Origin of the sequence: Streptomyces sp. NPDC048419 (genome assembly GCF_043200415.1) — a bacterium.
Taxonomy (GTDB): Bacteria; Actinomycetota; Actinomycetes; order Streptomycetales; family Streptomycetaceae; genus Streptomyces.
The window spans coordinates 43,045-56,416 of record NZ_JBICXT010000034.1; the positions used below are offsets into that span (position 1 = coordinate 43,045).

17 protein-coding genes, 1 tRNA gene and 1 pseudogene are annotated in these 13,372 nt (G+C 72.4%); 10 read left to right on the forward strand and 9 right to left on the reverse strand.

Annotated elements, in window-relative coordinates; all coding sequences use genetic code 11:
* The first annotated feature begins 5 nt into the window (after window positions 1-5).
* The 4 genes from ACGFYN_RS41355 to ACGFYN_RS41370 are packed head-to-tail and all read left to right on the forward strand — an operon-like array spanning window position 6 to window position 3,806.
* On the forward strand, window positions 6-1,358 hold the full coding sequence (locus ACGFYN_RS41355; RefSeq protein WP_393871167.1) for an amidohydrolase family protein: 1,353 nt from the start codon (window positions 6-8) through the stop codon (window positions 1,356-1,358).
* Window positions 1,355-2,230, forward strand: a complete 876-nt coding sequence (locus tag ACGFYN_RS41360) for a cupin domain-containing protein (protein WP_393871168.1) — start codon at window positions 1,355-1,357, stop codon at window positions 2,228-2,230. The genes ACGFYN_RS41355 and ACGFYN_RS41360 overlap by 4 nt, the downstream gene beginning before the upstream one ends.
* On the forward strand, window positions 2,227-2,916 hold the full coding sequence (locus ACGFYN_RS41365) for an SDR family NAD(P)-dependent oxidoreductase (RefSeq protein ID WP_393871169.1): 690 nt from the start codon (window positions 2,227-2,229) through the stop codon (window positions 2,914-2,916). Before ACGFYN_RS41360 ends, ACGFYN_RS41365 begins: the two co-directional genes overlap by 4 nt.
* Window positions 2,913-3,806: an NAD(P)-dependent oxidoreductase gene (locus ACGFYN_RS41370; protein WP_393871170.1), complete on the forward strand. Its 894-nt coding sequence runs from the start codon at window positions 2,913-2,915 to the stop codon at window positions 3,804-3,806. The genes ACGFYN_RS41365 and ACGFYN_RS41370 overlap by 4 nt, the downstream gene beginning before the upstream one ends.
* Window positions 3,807-3,818: 12 nt before the next feature.
* Here the strand turns inward: ACGFYN_RS41370 and ACGFYN_RS41375 are convergent, their stop codons facing one another.
* The 4 genes from ACGFYN_RS41375 to ACGFYN_RS41390 form a co-directional block, all read right to left on the reverse strand.
* The gene (locus ACGFYN_RS41375; protein WP_393871171.1) at window positions 3,819-4,466 is read right to left on the reverse strand and encodes an endonuclease; all 648 of its coding nucleotides are present in this window, start codon (window positions 4,464-4,466) and stop codon (window positions 3,819-3,821) included.
* Window positions 4,463-4,795, reverse strand: a complete 333-nt coding sequence (locus ACGFYN_RS41380) for a DUF3140 domain-containing protein (protein ID WP_393871172.1) — start codon at window positions 4,793-4,795, stop codon at window positions 4,463-4,465. The genes ACGFYN_RS41375 and ACGFYN_RS41380 overlap by 4 nt, the downstream gene beginning before the upstream one ends.
* A 62-nt stretch (window positions 4,796-4,857) precedes the next feature.
* Window positions 4,858-5,340, reverse strand: coding sequence for a Dps family protein (locus ACGFYN_RS41385; RefSeq protein WP_393871173.1), 483 nt, complete (start codon window positions 5,338-5,340; stop codon window positions 4,858-4,860).
* Window positions 5,341-5,466: 126 nt separating this feature from the next.
* Window positions 5,467-6,276, reverse strand: a complete 810-nt coding sequence (locus ACGFYN_RS41390; RefSeq protein ID WP_393871174.1) for an alpha/beta hydrolase — start codon at window positions 6,274-6,276, stop codon at window positions 5,467-5,469.
* A 146-nt stretch (window positions 6,277-6,422) separates the two neighbouring features.
* On the opposite strand from ACGFYN_RS41390, the gene ACGFYN_RS41395 reads away from it, so the two are divergent.
* The 4 genes from ACGFYN_RS41395 (at window position 6,423) to ykgO (ending at window position 7,915) form a co-directional block, all read left to right on the forward strand.
* Window positions 6,423-7,196 carry a sulfite exporter TauE/SafE family protein gene (locus ACGFYN_RS41395; protein ID WP_393871175.1) on the forward strand — a complete coding sequence of 258 codons (774 nt, stop codon included), beginning with the start codon at window positions 6,423-6,425 and terminating at the stop codon, window positions 7,194-7,196.
* A 115-nt stretch (window positions 7,197-7,311) separates the two neighbouring features.
* Window positions 7,312-7,476: a 50S ribosomal protein L33 gene (gene rpmG / locus ACGFYN_RS41400; RefSeq protein ID WP_393871176.1), complete on the forward strand. Its 165-nt coding sequence runs from the start codon at window positions 7,312-7,314 to the stop codon at window positions 7,474-7,476.
* Window positions 7,477-7,522: 46 nt separating this feature from the next.
* On the forward strand, window positions 7,523-7,780 hold the full coding sequence (locus tag ACGFYN_RS41405; RefSeq protein ID WP_393871177.1) for a type B 50S ribosomal protein L31: 258 nt from the start codon (window positions 7,523-7,525) through the stop codon (window positions 7,778-7,780).
* A 12-nt stretch (window positions 7,781-7,792) separates the two neighbouring features.
* Window positions 7,793-7,915, forward strand: a complete 123-nt coding sequence (gene ykgO / locus ACGFYN_RS41410; protein WP_248775818.1) for a type B 50S ribosomal protein L36 — start codon at window positions 7,793-7,795, stop codon at window positions 7,913-7,915.
* A gap of 57 nt (window positions 7,916-7,972) precedes the next feature.
* Here ykgO and ACGFYN_RS41415 read toward each other — a convergent pair whose 3' ends face one another.
* Window positions 7,973-9,364, reverse strand: coding sequence for a hypothetical protein (locus ACGFYN_RS41415; RefSeq protein WP_393871195.1), 1,392 nt, complete (start codon window positions 9,362-9,364; stop codon window positions 7,973-7,975).
* A gap of 243 nt (window positions 9,365-9,607) precedes the next feature.
* Here ACGFYN_RS41415 and ACGFYN_RS41420 point away from each other — a divergent pair, with 243 nt between their 5' ends.
* A complete protein-coding gene (locus tag ACGFYN_RS41420; RefSeq protein ID WP_393871178.1) occupies window positions 9,608-10,369 on the forward strand; it encodes a cobalt-precorrin-6A reductase in 762 nt (253 codons plus the stop codon).
* A gap of 37 nt (window positions 10,370-10,406) precedes the next feature.
* Here the strand turns inward: ACGFYN_RS41420 and ACGFYN_RS41425 are convergent.
* The 3 genes and pseudogenes from ACGFYN_RS41425 to ACGFYN_RS41435 all read right to left on the reverse strand — a co-directional run.
* Window positions 10,407-10,639: pseudogene (locus ACGFYN_RS41425) on the reverse strand (MFS transporter); the annotation flags it as partial.
* 138 nt (window positions 10,640-10,777) lie between these two features.
* On the reverse strand, window positions 10,778-11,566 hold the full coding sequence (gene cobF, locus ACGFYN_RS41430; protein ID WP_393871179.1) for a precorrin-6A synthase (deacetylating): 789 nt from the start codon (window positions 11,564-11,566) through the stop codon (window positions 10,778-10,780).
* A 36-nt stretch (window positions 11,567-11,602) separates the two neighbouring features.
* The gene (locus ACGFYN_RS41435) at window positions 11,603-12,139 is read right to left on the reverse strand and encodes a DUF309 domain-containing protein (RefSeq protein ID WP_393871180.1); all 537 of its coding nucleotides are present in this window, start codon (window positions 12,137-12,139) and stop codon (window positions 11,603-11,605) included.
* A gap of 103 nt (window positions 12,140-12,242) precedes the next feature.
* Here ACGFYN_RS41435 and ACGFYN_RS41440 point away from each other — a divergent pair.
* A tRNA-Pro gene (locus tag ACGFYN_RS41440) sits at window positions 12,243-12,316 on the forward strand.
* 102 nt (window positions 12,317-12,418) lie between these two features.
* On the opposite strand, the gene ACGFYN_RS41445 is transcribed toward ACGFYN_RS41440, so the two are convergent.
* Window positions 12,419-13,024, reverse strand: coding sequence for a hypothetical protein (locus ACGFYN_RS41445; protein WP_393871181.1), 606 nt, complete (start codon window positions 13,022-13,024; stop codon window positions 12,419-12,421).
* Window positions 13,025-13,372 lie beyond the last annotated feature (348 nt).

Below are 13,372 nucleotides of genomic sequence, written 5' to 3' on the forward strand. Positions count from 1 at the left end.
GCGCGATGACCGATCGGAAACTCCTTCGCGCCGGACACGTGATCTCCATGGACGCCTCCGTCGGTGACCTGCCGAAGGGTGACGTCCTCATCGAGGACGGCCGGATCGTGGCCGTGCAGCCGGAGATCAGCGCGGACGCCGAGGTCCTCGACATGGCCGGGCGCATCGTGATCCCCGGCTTCGTCGACACCCACCGCCACACCTGGGAGGCCTCGATCCGCGGCGTCGCCCCCGACGCCACCCTCGACGACTACTTCGTCGACATCCTCGACACCTTCGCGCCGCTCTACACCCCCGAGGACGTCTACGCGGCCAACCTCGCGGGCGCCCTGGAGTGCATCAACGCCGGCATCACCACGCTCGTCGACTGGTCCCACATCAACAACACCCCCGACCACCCGGACGCCGCGATCCAGGCGCTCGGCGCCAGCGGCATCCGCGCCCAGTACGCCTACGGCAGCGCCAACACCTCCCTGGCCGACTACTGGTTCGAGAGCAAGATCGCGATACCCGGGGACGACGTCCACCGTATCCGCACCAAGTACTTCGCCTCCGACGACGGCCTGCTGACCATGGCCCTGGCCACCCGTGGCCCCGGCTTCTGCCTGGCCGACGTCGTCACCTCCGAATGGGCCCTCGCCCGCGATCTGGACATCCCCATCACCGTGCACGTGGCCATGGGACGGCTCGCCGGCCGCTTCGGCATGGTCAAGCAGCTGCACGAGATGGGCCTCCTCGGCCCCGACACCACCTATATCCACTGCTGCTACCTCAGTGAGGACGAATGGCGGATGGTCGCCGACAGCGGCGGCACGGTCTCGATCGCGCCCCAGGTGGAGACCCAGATGGGACACGGCTGGCCGCCCGTGATGAAGGCCGTCGAGTACGGTCTTCGGCCCAGCCTGAGCATCGACGTCGTCACCACCGTGCCCGGCGACATGTTCACCCAGATCCGCGCGGCCTTCGGCGCCGAGCGCGCCCGGGTCAACGCCGAGTGCTGGCAGGCCGATGTGCCCGTCCCCGAAACGATGCTGACGGCACGTCGGATGCTGGAGGCGGCGACGGCCAACGGCGCGCATGTCGCGGGACTGGAGCACCGCACCGGTTCCCTGACCCCCGGCAAGCGCGCCGACGTCGTCGCCCTCGACGCCACCGCACTGAACATGGCACCGGTGCACGACGCGGCCGCCGCGGTCACGCTGTGCGCGGACGTCTCCAACGTCGAGACGGTCATCGTCGACGGCGAGATCTGCAAGCGCGACGGGAAGCTGCTGGCCGACGTCGCGCGGGCCCGCCGGCTCGTCGACGAGTCCCGCGACCGTCTGCTGGCGGCGAAGGAGGCGAAGCAGACGGCATGACCCGGCATCTGGTGCGACGGGCCGCGGACGTGCCCGCGCCGCCCTACGACCAACTCGGTTATCTGCGGCGTGAGTTGGTCGGCGAGGACGACGGCAGCGTGCACACCGGCTTCGGCCTGTGCGAACTGCGCCCGGACGGCCGGGTGCCGGCGCATGTGCACTCCTACGAGGAGAGCTCCCACATCCTCGACGGCACGGTCGTCCTCGACGTGCCGGAGGGCTCCTACCTCCTGGAAGAGGGCGACTACGGCATCCTCCCGACCGGCGTCCCGCACGCCTGGCGCGGCGCAGGCGAGACCGTCGCGCGCTGGGCGGACATGCTCGCCCCCGTGCCACGGGCCCGCTACGGGCACGACACGCAGGCGGTCCGCGACCTGCCCGCGCGGCACCCCGTGCGCATCGACGTCCGCGACCCGCGCACCCGCTCCTTCGGCCACTTCGAGCCCGCCCAGATGGACCCGGGCAAACAGTCCCAGGACCTGCTGGCCGTCTCCGCGAGCATGCGCACCGCGCTGCTCGTCTACAGCGGCATCACGGTCAAGATGATGGTCGACGGCGACCTCGGCGCGGTCGCCTCGACGATGTTCATGGTCCAGTACACGCCCGACGGAGTCGCGGGCACGCACGACCACCCCTTCGAGGAGACGTACTACTTCCTCGAAGGCGAGGCGGACGCGGTCTTCGACGGCGAGCACCACCGGCTCGGGCCCGGCGACTGCGCCTGGGCGGGGGCCGGTTGCGTGCACGGCTTCGCCAACGCCGGTCAGGGACCGCTGCGCTGGCTGGAGACACAGGCGCCGCAGCCGCCACCGCGCCACTCGTACCGGTTCACACGGGACTGGGAGTATCTGAGGGAGGCGCTGGAGTCATGAGCAGCCTGGTGGTCGTCGGCGGCACGTCGGGCATCGGCCGCGAGTTGGCGCGCGTGCGCGCGGAACGGGGCGACGAGGTCGTCCTCACCGGCCGCGACGCAGACCGCGCCGACGCCGTCGCCAAGGAGATCGGCGCCAGCGGCCTCGCGCTGGACCTGTCCCGGCCGCGCGAACTCGCCGGGGCGCTCACGGACGTCGGACGCGTCGACCACCTCGTCCTCGCGGGCATCTCCCGCGACGAGAACCGGGCCACGGAGTACGACATCACCGCCGCCCTGCGTCTGGTGACCCTCAAACTCGTCGGTTACACCGAGGTCGTCCACCGCCTGCGGCCCCAGATGCACGACGACAGCGCGATCGTCCTGTTCGGCGGCCAGGCCAAGGAACGCCCCTACCCCGGCGCCACCACGGTCGCGACCGTCAACGCGGGTGTACGGGGCCTGGTGAACACCCTCGCGGTCGAACTCGCCCCGGTGCGCGTCAACGCCGTCCACCCGGGCGTCGTCGGCGACAGCCCCTACTGGCGGGACAAGCCGGAGGAGGTGCTGGCCGGACTGCGGGCGCGGACCCCGACCGGACGCCTCGCCACCATGGCCGACGTCGTGGACGCCGTGGACTTCCTGCTGAGCAACAGGTCCGTCAACGCGGTGGAGTTGAGCGTGGACGGGGGGTGGCTGCTGGGGTGAGCGCCACCGGGGCCGGCGACACGAAACCGCGCGTGGCGGTGATCGGCACGGGCCGGATGGGCGCGGCCATGACGGTACGGCTGCGCGCGGCGGGCTTCCCGGTGACGGCGTACAACCGCACGCCGGCGAAGGCCGAAGCGACCGGGGCGACCGTCGCCGGCACACCCCGCGAGGCCGCCACGGCGGCGGACGTCGTCCTGGTCTCCCTCGCCGACGACGCGGCCGTGCGGCGGGTCTACGGCGGGCAGGACGGCATCGTCGCCGGGCTGAGCGGCGGCACGGTGGTCCTGGAGACAAGCACCGTCGGCCCCGAGACGGTGATCGCGCTGAGCCGGGGCGTCGAGAAGGCGGGCGCGGTCCTGCTGGACGCCCCTGTCTCCGGCAGCGTCAGCGTGGTGGAACAGGGCGCGCTCACGGTCATGGCGGGCGGAGACGCCGCCGCCCTGGATCGGGTCCGGCCCGTGCTGGACGTCCTCGCGGCCCACGTCGTGCCGCTCGGCCCCCTCGGCACGGGCGCCGCGATGAAGCTCGCGGTCAACTCCCTTCTGATGGGCCTCAACCAGGCCCTCGCGGAAGCCCTCGTGCTCGCCGAGCGGGCCGGGGTGCCTCGGGAGTCCGCGTACGAGGTGTTCGCCTCGGGAGCCGCGGCGGCGCCGTTCGTGCGGTACAAGAAGGATGCGTATCTGCACCCGGACCGGGTCCCGGTCGCCTTCACGCTCGAACTCGTCGCCAAGGACCTGGATCTGGCGCTGGCGCTCGCGGAGCGGGTGGGCGCGCCCGTGCGACAGGCCTCCGCCAACCGGCAGTCGGTCGGGGAGGCCGTCGAGAAGGGCTTCGGCGAGCGGGACTTGAGCGCGCTCGCCGAGTTCCTCCGGGGCGGGCTCACCTGAGCCCGCGCACGGTCACGAGGCGCGCCGCCGGATGTCGTCCGCCACGTCCTTGTCGAGCGCCGCACGCACCAACGCGGCCGCGAGCACGGCCGGTTCGGTCCTGCCCGCGAGCTCCACGATCCGGTCGGGGTCCTTCGGCAGGCCCAGCCGCTCCGCTCCGTCGAGCGCCTTGGCGTCCAGGTAGGGCGCGACCTCCGGCCAGACCCGCTGGGCCTCGCGCAGGAAGATGTCGGCGCCGGCCGGGCCCAGGCCCGGGACCTCCTGGAGCAGGGCGCGCAGTTCGCCGACGTCGCCGTCCGCCTCCTTGCGCATCCGGCGCAGGTCCCCGCCCCACCGCTTGCTCAACAGCTCGGCACCGTCGCCGAGTTGGGTGGCGGTGCGCTCGTCGTAGCGCCGGTAGCCGCCGCGGCCCAGCGCGTCCACGCGCTGCTGCCAGTCGGCCCCGGCCATCCGGCGCGGGTCGCGCAGTCCCGAGTCGTACAGCTCGCGGGCCGAGTCGACGGCGATGGACCCGCGGATGCGGGCGCTGAGCAGCAGCGCGAGGACGAGCAGCCGGTACAGCGGCTGGGGCGTGTCCTTGAGCTTGATGCCGGCCTCTTCGGCGTAGGTCCGCCCGTGCGCCCCGACGAGCTCCCGCACCACGTTCTTCTGGCTGGTCACGGCTTGAGCGGGTCGTGGCCGATCGTCATCAGCCGGTGCCTGCGGTCGGAGTCCTCGGCCGCGGGCTCGTTCTCCGGATCCGTCTGCTCCGCCACCGTGTCCACCACCTCGTACATCACCCGGACGTCGGCGTCGGTGAGGTCGGTGCGCCGCTTCTGCAGGATCGCGAGGACGTGCTGCCCGGTCGGCGGTCCCGCCTGGTCGGGCAGCGGCTCGGTGGTCTCGTCGGCGTCGCTGACCCGCAGCCAGGCGGCCAGCTCCTGCGAGGTCATGTTCACCGCGCGGTGGAAGTCCTCCCACAGCGCGTCGAGTTCGAGGGCGTCGGTCATCGGCCCCCCTTTCCATCGGTACGTACTCCGGTCCTTCGCCGTGCACTCCGGCCGGTCGCGGGTCAGTTCTCGCGCGGCCAGTTCTCGGCGTCGAACATCCACCGCTGCTTCTCCAGCTCGGCGGTGATCGAGATCAGCAGGTCCTGGGTGACCGGATCCGGCTCGTCGGTCGCGGCGATGCGCTCGCGCAGCCGCCCGATCGCCGCCTCCAGGGCGTCCACGATCACCTGGACGACCTCCGTGTCGCGCAGCCAGCCCTCCTTCGGGCCGGGCAGCGTGTAGCCCGTCGCGATCGTCTCGGGCCGCCCGTCGGGCGCCACGCCCAGCGCGGCGGCGCGCTCCGCCACCGTGTCGGCGTACGTGCGTGCCGTGTCCACCACCTCGTCGAGCTGGAGATGGATCGAGCGGAACCGCGGGCCCACGATGTTCCAGTGCGCCTGCTTCCCGATCAGTGAGAGCCCGAGAAGATCCACGAGGGTGTCCTGCAGAGCCTCGCCGGCGATCTTGCGGGCCGGCTCCGGAAGCGTGCTCTTCACCACGGTCATTGGGTGCTTCTCCTCCTGGCGTAGTGCCTGCCGTTGTGGACCAGTGCGTCCATGTGGCCGCGAGTGCCCGGGTCCGAAGTGGTGCAAACACGGCGCCGGAGTGTCTCGGTGAGGCCTGGCGCCGTCTCAGCGGGTGAGCACGTCGTCCAGGAAGTGGATGACGTCCGCGAAGACCTCCGTCTTGTTCGTCTCGTTGAAGACCTCGTGCCGGGCGCCGGGATAGACCCGCTCGGTGAGAAGGTCACCGCGGAGCTGTTCCACGCCGACGCGGCTGCCGGCGAGGGGGACCAGCCGGTCGTCGTCGCCGTGCACCCACAGCAGCGGGAGCCGGCCGATGCCGCCGCCCTTGGCGACGGTCTCCAGCGTCCGGTCGAACGCCTCGAGCGTCGGCCGCTTCATCGGCCCGTGCCAGACCAGCGGATCGTCGGCGTACGCCGACCCGACCGCCGGGTCCCGGGAGAGCGCGGCCGGGCTGATGGGCGTCTCGGGGATCTCGTCGAACGCCAGCAGCCGCCCCAGCAGCTCCCACGCCCCGATCACCGGCCCGGACAGCACGAGCGCGGCGAGCTCGTCGCCGTGGCGCTGGGCGTAACGGGCGGCGATCAGGCCGCCCATGGAGTGCCCGATCACGACGAGCGGCACGTCCGGGTGTGCCGAGCGGGCCAGCTCGGCCACGGTGTGGACGTCGGTGACCACGTCCTCGAAGTCGTCGATCATCACCCGCTCGCCCGCCGACCTGCCGTGACCCATGTGGTCGGGCCCGAAGACGGCCGCGCCGTGCTCGCGCAGGACCCCGGCCAGCTCCCCGTACCGGCCGACGTGCTCGCCGTAGCCGTGGACCACGAGGGCGAGGTACCGCGGCCGCTCCTGGGGCCATTCGCGGACGGTGATCGTGCCCCGGGTTCCGGTCAGGACGTGCTCGCGGACGTCGGCCATGTCTCTCCTCCGGCTGCGTCGGTGAACGGTGATGCCGCTGTGGTGCAAGGCCCTCAGCATGATCCGGATCCTCCGACGGCGGAAGGGGCCAACTGGCGAGACGGTACTTACAGGACCGTATGTCTGCACATACCATCGGTCACCGCATGGACACGATGACGCTCTGGCACATATCCGGCTGGGAGTTCGCCGCCCTCGCCTTCGCCGCACTCCTCGTCGGCTTCTCCAAGACCGCCGTGAGCGGGGCCAACACGGTCAGCCTCGCCATCTTCGCGGCAGTGCTGCCCGCGCGCGCCTCCACAGGCGTGCTCCTGCCGATCCTGATCGTCGGCGACGTCCTCGCCGTCCTCACCTATCGCCGGCACGCCCACTGGCCCACCCTGTGGCGGCTGTTCCCGGCGGTCGCGGCGGGCGTGGTCGTCGGCACGCTGTTCCTGGTGTGGGCCGACGACGCGGTCGTGCGCACGTCGATCGGCGCGATCCTGCTGCTGATGGCGGGCGTGACGATCTGGCGCCGCCGCAAGGCGGAGGCCGAGGAGGAGCCGGACTCGGTGGCCACGCGCTCCGGCCGCGCCAAGGCCCGCTCCTACGGCGTCCTCGGCGGCTTCACCACGATGGTCGCCAACGCGGGCGGTCCCGTGATGTCGATGTACCTGCTGTCGGCGGGCTTCCGGAAGCTCGGCTTCCTCGGCACGTCAGCGTTCTTCTTCCTCATCGTGAACGTGTCCAAGGTCCCCTTCAGCGCCGGCCTCGGACTCATCGACGGCTCCTCGCTGCTCCTGGACGCCGCTCTCGCCGTGTTCGTCGTGCCCGGCGCCTTGCTCGGCAAGTGGGCCGTGAACCGCATCAACCAGCGGCTTTTCGAGCAGCTCGTGATCGCGGCGACCATCGTCGGCGGCCTCCAGCTCCTGCTGCGCTGAGGTCCGCGGCAAGGCGCCGAGGGGGCGGGAATGCGGCGGGGGATGGCTGCGTTACAGCCACTGTGATTGACATGCTCGGATCAGTGATCCAGGGCGTGGGCGAAGGGAGGACCTCATGGCACGCAGCACCGCGCGTCCCGTCATCAGGCTGAAGTCGACGGCCGGCACCGGAGTCACCTACGTGACCCGCAAGAACCGCCGGAACAACCCCGACCGACTGGTTCTGCGCAAGTTCGACCCGGTGGTCGGCGAGCACGTCGCGTTCCGCGAAGAGCGCTGAACCGACCCGCGCAGCTCGACACACCTGGTACCGAGGAGGTAACCCCATGAAGCCCCGCATCCATCCCGACTCCCGGCTCGTGGTCTTCCGCGACCGCGCCGCGGACGCCGCGTTCCTGACCCGCTCCACCGCCGACTCGGCCAAGACGATCGAGTGGGAGGACGGGAACACCTACCCGCTCATCGACGTGGAGATCTCGTCGGCGAGCCACCCCTTCTACACCGGCAGGTCGCGGGTTCTGGACACCGCCGGCCGTGTGGAGCTCTTCGAGCGCCGCTACGGCCGCACCGCGACGCGTCACTAGGAGAGCAGAACCATGAAGGTGCGCAATTCCCTGCGCTCGCTGAAGTCCAAGCCCGGGGCCCAGGTGGTCCGCCGCCGCGGCGTGGTCTTCGTCATCAACAAGAAGGATCCGCGCTTCAAGGCCCGCCAGGGCTGACGAGCCGCGGAAGGGCGGCCTCCCGGCAGGGGGCCGCCCTTCGGCATGTCCGGTCCGTCAGGGCGCGATGCCGACCCCGTCGATCGTGCTCCACGCCTTCTCCTGCGCCGCCGTCATCGCGGGCCAGTGCAGCCCGCCCGGCCGCGGCCGCACGCGCGTGGCGTAGGCGGAGGGGTGGAAGCCGGGTTCGTAGAAACAGCCCGTCCCGTACGTCCGGTCGAAGGCGCCGCACGAGTCCGCGAGCGACCGGGGCGTCGGCTTCCGGCCGGTGCGTACCCAACTGTCCAGCGCGGTGATGGAGTTGGCGTACTCCGAGTTGCTCAGCTCGCTGTGCTCGTGCTCGTCGGTGAACGTCTGCACCAGGTAGCGGTCCCGGTGCGCGCCCTGGAGCGTGGCCCGGTAGGCCGCCTCGTGCTCCACGAACGCCGTCGGATCGTCGATCGCGTGCAGCGTGAGCACCGGGATCGACACCCTGCCGGTGAGATCGCTGTCGTAGGACAGATCGCGTACGGCGGTGGGATCTGCGGAGAACCGCTCGACACCGGCGTTGAGGGCCTTGTCGTCGTGCGAACCGGAGTACCGCACGCCCTTGTCGGAGAACGGATTACGGCCGCCGAGCCGGTCGCGCACGATGTCCCGGAAGGTGAAGGTCGCGAACCGCAGATGCGACTCCAGCGTGCGCTCGGGGATACGGGTTACGGCCAGGATGTCGTCGAGGTTGCGCTGCTGCAGCGCGGTGCGCTCCTCGGGAGGCGAGGCGTAGCCCGTGCACTCCTGCAGCCGGGCGCGCAGCCCCGTCGTCGTCATGGTCGAGTCGGCGCGCAGCCCCTGCCAGAGCGGGTACCGGGGCTCGGCCGGGCGGGGGTGGTTGTGGCAGTAGTACTGGTAGACGACGCGCAGGTCCACCCGGTAGTCGTAGCCCCGGGAGCCGCCGCCCAGCACACCGCTGGTGAGCAGCGCGCCGTCGTAGGGGCCGTTCTCGCGCCCGTACGTCTCGACGACCTTGGCGGCCACGTCCCCGCCCCAGGACTGGCCGTGCACATACGTCCGCCTCGGCTTGCCGAACCGCTCGACGAACAGCCGGCGCACGTTCTCGGTGTCCTCCACGGCCATCCGGGTGCCGTAGCCGCCCCGGCGGTACGACGAACCGGCCCACGCGTACCCCTGGTCGACCATCACCGACCAGCGGGCCAGGTCGTCGACGCTGCGCTGCGGGTCCGAGCCGGCGCCGAGGTCGGGGCCGCCGTGGGCGTGCACCACCAGGGAGCCGTTCCAGTCCTTCGGGACGGCGATCGCGTAGGCCGCGCCGTCGGCGTCCTGGCCGGTGTAGCACGTGGCCTTCGTGCCGAGTTCGGCCGGACACGCCACGGCTGCCGGCGGTGCCGTGCCCGCCTGGGCGGGAGGCGCACCGGCCAGCGCGGCCGCGGCCGCGGCCAGGGAGGCGAGCACTCCCGTACGCCGGCGCCGGCTCGCTCTGCGGATCGGTGCGCGCGTTCTCGTCGTCTCCAAGACGCTGCTCCTCGTCCTCGTCGGCGCCGCGTCGCGCCTCCGGCGGCGATGCTAGGGAGGGGGGCGGCCCAGAACCACGCTCTGATCGTTCTGTTCATAGTGTTCGGGGGCGGATGGTGATCTGAGCGATGCGGGAGTCGTCCCCCGCGCACCGTCCCGCTCCCGACCTCGTACGCTCACCCCATGTCCCCCCACGTCCTGATCCTCGGCGGCACCACCGAGGCGCGCGAGTTGGCCGCCGCGCTCACGGCACGTCCCGGTGTGCGCGTCACCACCTCGCTCGCGGGGCGCGTGACCCGGCCGGGCGCGCTGGCCGGGGACGTACGCGTCGGCGGCTTCGGCGGGCCGCAGGGCCTGGCCGACTGGCTGCGCGAACAGCACGTGGACGCCCTCGTCGACGCCACGCACCCCTTCGCCGAAGGGATCACGGCGAACGCCGCGCAGGCCGCCGCGGCGAGCGACGTGACCGCGGTCGTGCTGCGCCGCCCGGGCTGGCGGCCGGGCCCCGAGGACCGCTGGCACATGGTCCCGTCGCCGGCCGGGGCCGCGGACCTGCTGCCGCGCTTCGGCTCCCGCGCGTTCCTGACCACCGGCCGCCTGGGCCTCGGCGCCTTCGCGCACCTGACGGACCTGCACTTCGTCGTACGGTCGGTCGAGCCCCCCGAGCCGCCGATGCCCCCGCACACCGAAGTGCTGCTGGCGCGTGGGCCGTTCACGGTCGCCGGCGAGACCACGCTGCTGCGCGAGTACCTCATCGACGTCCTGGTCACGAAGGACAGCGGGGGAGAGGCGACGGCCGCCAAGCTCACCGCCGCACGCCAACTCGGGCTGCCGGTGGTCGTGGTGCGCCGGCCGCCGCTGCCCGAGGGTGTGAGCGCGGTGCCGGATGTGGCGGCGGTGCTGGAGCGGCTGGGACTCGACTCGCCTTGGCGTCAACGGAGTTGAAGCGTCCCCGGGTGGCCGGCCTTCGGGTCGGCGCCCGGCTCGACGTCAACTCCGGCTGTCGCTCGGTCAGTCCGTTGCTCAGGTCCTCGGCCAGGAGACGCTTCGCGATCGTGTCCACCGCTGCGCGCAGGTCGGTGCCCGGCGGGCGGCCGATGTCCTGCCGCGCCCGTTCCTCCAGCCAGGTGCCCCACGCCCGGCTGATGACCGCCGCCTCGCGCGCGCCGCCTCGGTGTGGGAGAGGAGAAGCCCGTTCCGGGTCGGACAGCCCTCCGGCCGAGGAACTGCGGCGGGCGGGGCGGAGTCCTCGGTGGCGGTCACGAGGTCACGATCACACCGGTGGACCGGCGGTGCATGCGGGTCGGTCCGCTCGGGTGGCCCCGGCGGCGCGCACGCCGGGCCCGCTGACGCTCACTTCTCGGAGTGACGCCTCTCGGGGTGCCGGCGCAGCAGGTACGTGTCCATGATCCAGCCCTTGCGCTCCCGCGCCTCGGCCCGCACCCGCTCGATCTCCGGCCCGGCCTCGCCGATCGGCCCCGAGACGAGGATCTCGTCCGGGGTGCCGATGTACGCCCCCCAGTAGATGTCGATGTCCTCGTCGGCGTACTGCCGGAACGACTGGTGCGCGTCCAGCATGACCACGACGTCGTCGACCCCCTCCGGGAAGCCCTCGGAGAGCCGCCGCCCGGTGGTGATCTGGACGGGCCGGGCGACGCGGTTCAGCCCCGTACGATGCCGCGCGACGAGCGCCGAGACGCTGCTGATGCCGGGCACGACGTCGTACGCGAAGTCGACGGCCCCCCGCTCCCGCACCTCCTCGAGAATCCCGAGCGTGCTGTCGTAGAGCGCCGGATCCCCCCACACCAGGAACGCGCCGGTCTCGTCCTCGCCCAGCTCCTCGGCGATCAGCCGCTCGTAGATGTCCGCACGGGCGCTGCGCCAGTCCCCGACGGCGGGCGAATAGGCCGCACCGCCGGCCTTGCGGTCCCGCTCGGGATCCCTGGCCTCGACCACGCGGTACGACCCCGGGTCCGGTATGTGCGCATCGAGCATGTCCCGGCGGAGCTGCGTGAGGTCGTCCTTCACCTCGCCCTTGCCGAGCAGGAAGAACACGTCCGTGCTCCGCAGCGCCTTGACCGCCTGCAGCGTCAGCTGGTCGGGGTCGCCAGCGCCGATACCGATGACATGAATCTTTCGCACACCCCGAGTCTGCCGTACGCCACCGACAGTGGTGACCTACGGGGTCCGCCCCCGCAGCCGAGGGGCCCGAGCACCGGCGTCGACGGCCTCGCCGCTGCCCTCCACCTCGCCGGCCAGCTCCCGCGCCCAGCCGGCCACCCCCGCCAGATCCATCCCGTACGGCTGCTGCCGACCCGCCTCCGCGGCCCACTCCTGGACGGCCCCGGCACCGCGCCGCAGCAAGCGGGCGCCACCCGTGACGTTCCCGCGGGCGGCATGCGTGAGCCCGACGGCGATCTGCGCCAGGCCCCGCCACAGGGCCCGCTCCTCGTCCGGGCCCGACTTCCAGGCATCCTCGAACACCTCGTGCGCATGGAAGGGCTTACCCGCGTCCAGCAGCTCCTGCGCCTCGGCGACGGTCTGCTCCGGGGTCCGCACGACGCCCTCGGGCTGCCGCTCGATCCCGTCCGCGCCGTACGGCAGCGGCCGCCCGAGCCCGTCCCGGGGCCGCGCGTTGCGCGCCCGCCCCTCACCGTCCCGGTCCCGCGCGACCGCCGACCGTCCCGCGTCTGCTGAGGATGTGCTGCTGTCCATGGCACCGATTGTCGCGCGCCCCCACGGCCCGCTTCGAAAGCGGTCCCCGACGTGGGGTAAAGTACTGTCCGCGCGATCACGTGGTTCACCACGTACAGCGCACCGGGACGTGGCGCAGCTTGGTAGCGCACTTGACTGGGGGTCAAGGGGTCGCAGGTTCAAATCCTGTCGTCCCGACGGTGTGATGAAGGGTCTTCGCAGGCGAATGCCTGTTGAGGGCCCTTCTCGCGTGTCGGGCCGTTGCCACGACAGCCCGTGCAGCGGTGGCGGGCGAACGGCCTACGGGCCTTCGCGACGGCGCCGCACCGACCGCCGCCACACCCACACCCCGCCCACCACGAGCGACGTCACCGTCAGCGTGATCCCCAGCACCGGCCAGTTGCTGCCGGCCATGCGCAGGTCGGTGGCGAGGACGGTGACGACCGTGGCGATCGGGATGAGCAGGGACAGCAGGGCCCGCCCGGTGCTCGCCAGCGTGGCCGGTTCGAGGCGTCGCCGGGTGGGGACCGGGACGTCGGCGAAGTAGTAGCGCACGGCGCGGTCGGTGAGGCGGGTGGTGGCGCGGTCGTAGGAGACGGCCATGTACGGGAGCCACACCAAAGGGGCCACCAGACCCGTCAGGAAGACCGCGCCCACCAGCAGCCGGCGGCCTGTCCGGACCCACCACGGTGCCCGGCCGGCGGATCCGTTCGGTGTGTTCAGGCCGAGGAGGCGGGCCATGCGCCGGATGAGGTCCCAGAGGGCGGCCAGGCGGGGCCGGCGCCCGGGCGGCCGGGGGCGGTACGCGGTCAGGGCCGCCCGCGCGGTGGCCTCGTCCTCGTACACGCCCTGGAGGACGAGGAGTTCGCAGGCCCGTTCCTTGTCCGTCGGTTCGCGGCCGTCCAACGCGGCCAGTTCCAGGACGATACGGGCCTGACGCAGCAGGGCGGCGCAGAAGGCGACCGGGATGAACAGCAGGAACGGCCCGCCGACGAAGGCCCCCTCGGCCGTGGCGGCCCGATTGGCCCCGCCGGACCACCTCGGCGCGCGCCGACTCCGGTTCGCCGCCCTCGGGCAGGGCGGCCACCGTGCGCCGGGCCCTGGCGCCCAGGTGCCGCACGGCGAACAGGGCCAGCTGCTCGGGCAGCCCCCGCGGATCGTCGACGACCTGCCGCAGGAGGGTGCCTTCCAGGGACGACACAGGGGTCAGTGTCGCAGCGGCGGGCCACCTCCGCCCGCACTGCCGACGACCGG

Bases quoted from the DNA above. Each gene is read 5' to 3' on its own strand.
- ACGFYN_RS41355 (WP_393871167.1), top strand. From the start codon at position 6: ATGACCGATCGGAAACTCCTTCGCGCCGGACACGTGATCTCCATGGAC.
- ACGFYN_RS41360 (WP_393871168.1), top strand. From the start codon at position 1,355: ATGACCCGGCATCTGGTGCGACGGGCCGCGGACGTGCCCGCGCCGCCC.
- ACGFYN_RS41365 (WP_393871169.1), top strand. From the start codon at position 2,227: ATGAGCAGCCTGGTGGTCGTCGGCGGCACGTCGGGCATCGGCCGCGAG.
- ACGFYN_RS41380 (WP_393871172.1), bottom strand. From the start codon at position 4,795: ATGACCGACGCCCTCGAACTCGACGCGCTGTGGGAGGACTTCCACCGC.
- ACGFYN_RS41385 (WP_393871173.1), bottom strand. From the start codon at position 5,340: ATGACCGTGGTGAAGAGCACGCTTCCGGAGCCGGCCCGCAAGATCGCC.
- ACGFYN_RS41390 (WP_393871174.1), bottom strand. From the start codon at position 6,276: ATGGCCGACGTCCGCGAGCACGTCCTGACCGGAACCCGGGGCACGATC.
- ACGFYN_RS41395 (WP_393871175.1), top strand. From the start codon at position 6,423: ATGGACACGATGACGCTCTGGCACATATCCGGCTGGGAGTTCGCCGCC.
- rpmG (WP_393871176.1), top strand. From the start codon at position 7,312: ATGGCACGCAGCACCGCGCGTCCCGTCATCAGGCTGAAGTCGACGGCC.
- ACGFYN_RS41405 (WP_393871177.1), top strand. From the start codon at position 7,523: ATGAAGCCCCGCATCCATCCCGACTCCCGGCTCGTGGTCTTCCGCGAC.
- ykgO (WP_248775818.1), top strand. From the start codon at position 7,793: ATGAAGGTGCGCAATTCCCTGCGCTCGCTGAAGTCCAAGCCCGGGGCC.
- ACGFYN_RS41420 (WP_393871178.1), top strand. From the start codon at position 9,608: ATGTCCCCCCACGTCCTGATCCTCGGCGGCACCACCGAGGCGCGCGAG.
- ACGFYN_RS41435 (WP_393871180.1), bottom strand. From the start codon at position 12,139: ATGGACAGCAGCACATCCTCAGCAGACGCGGGACGGTCGGCGGTCGCG.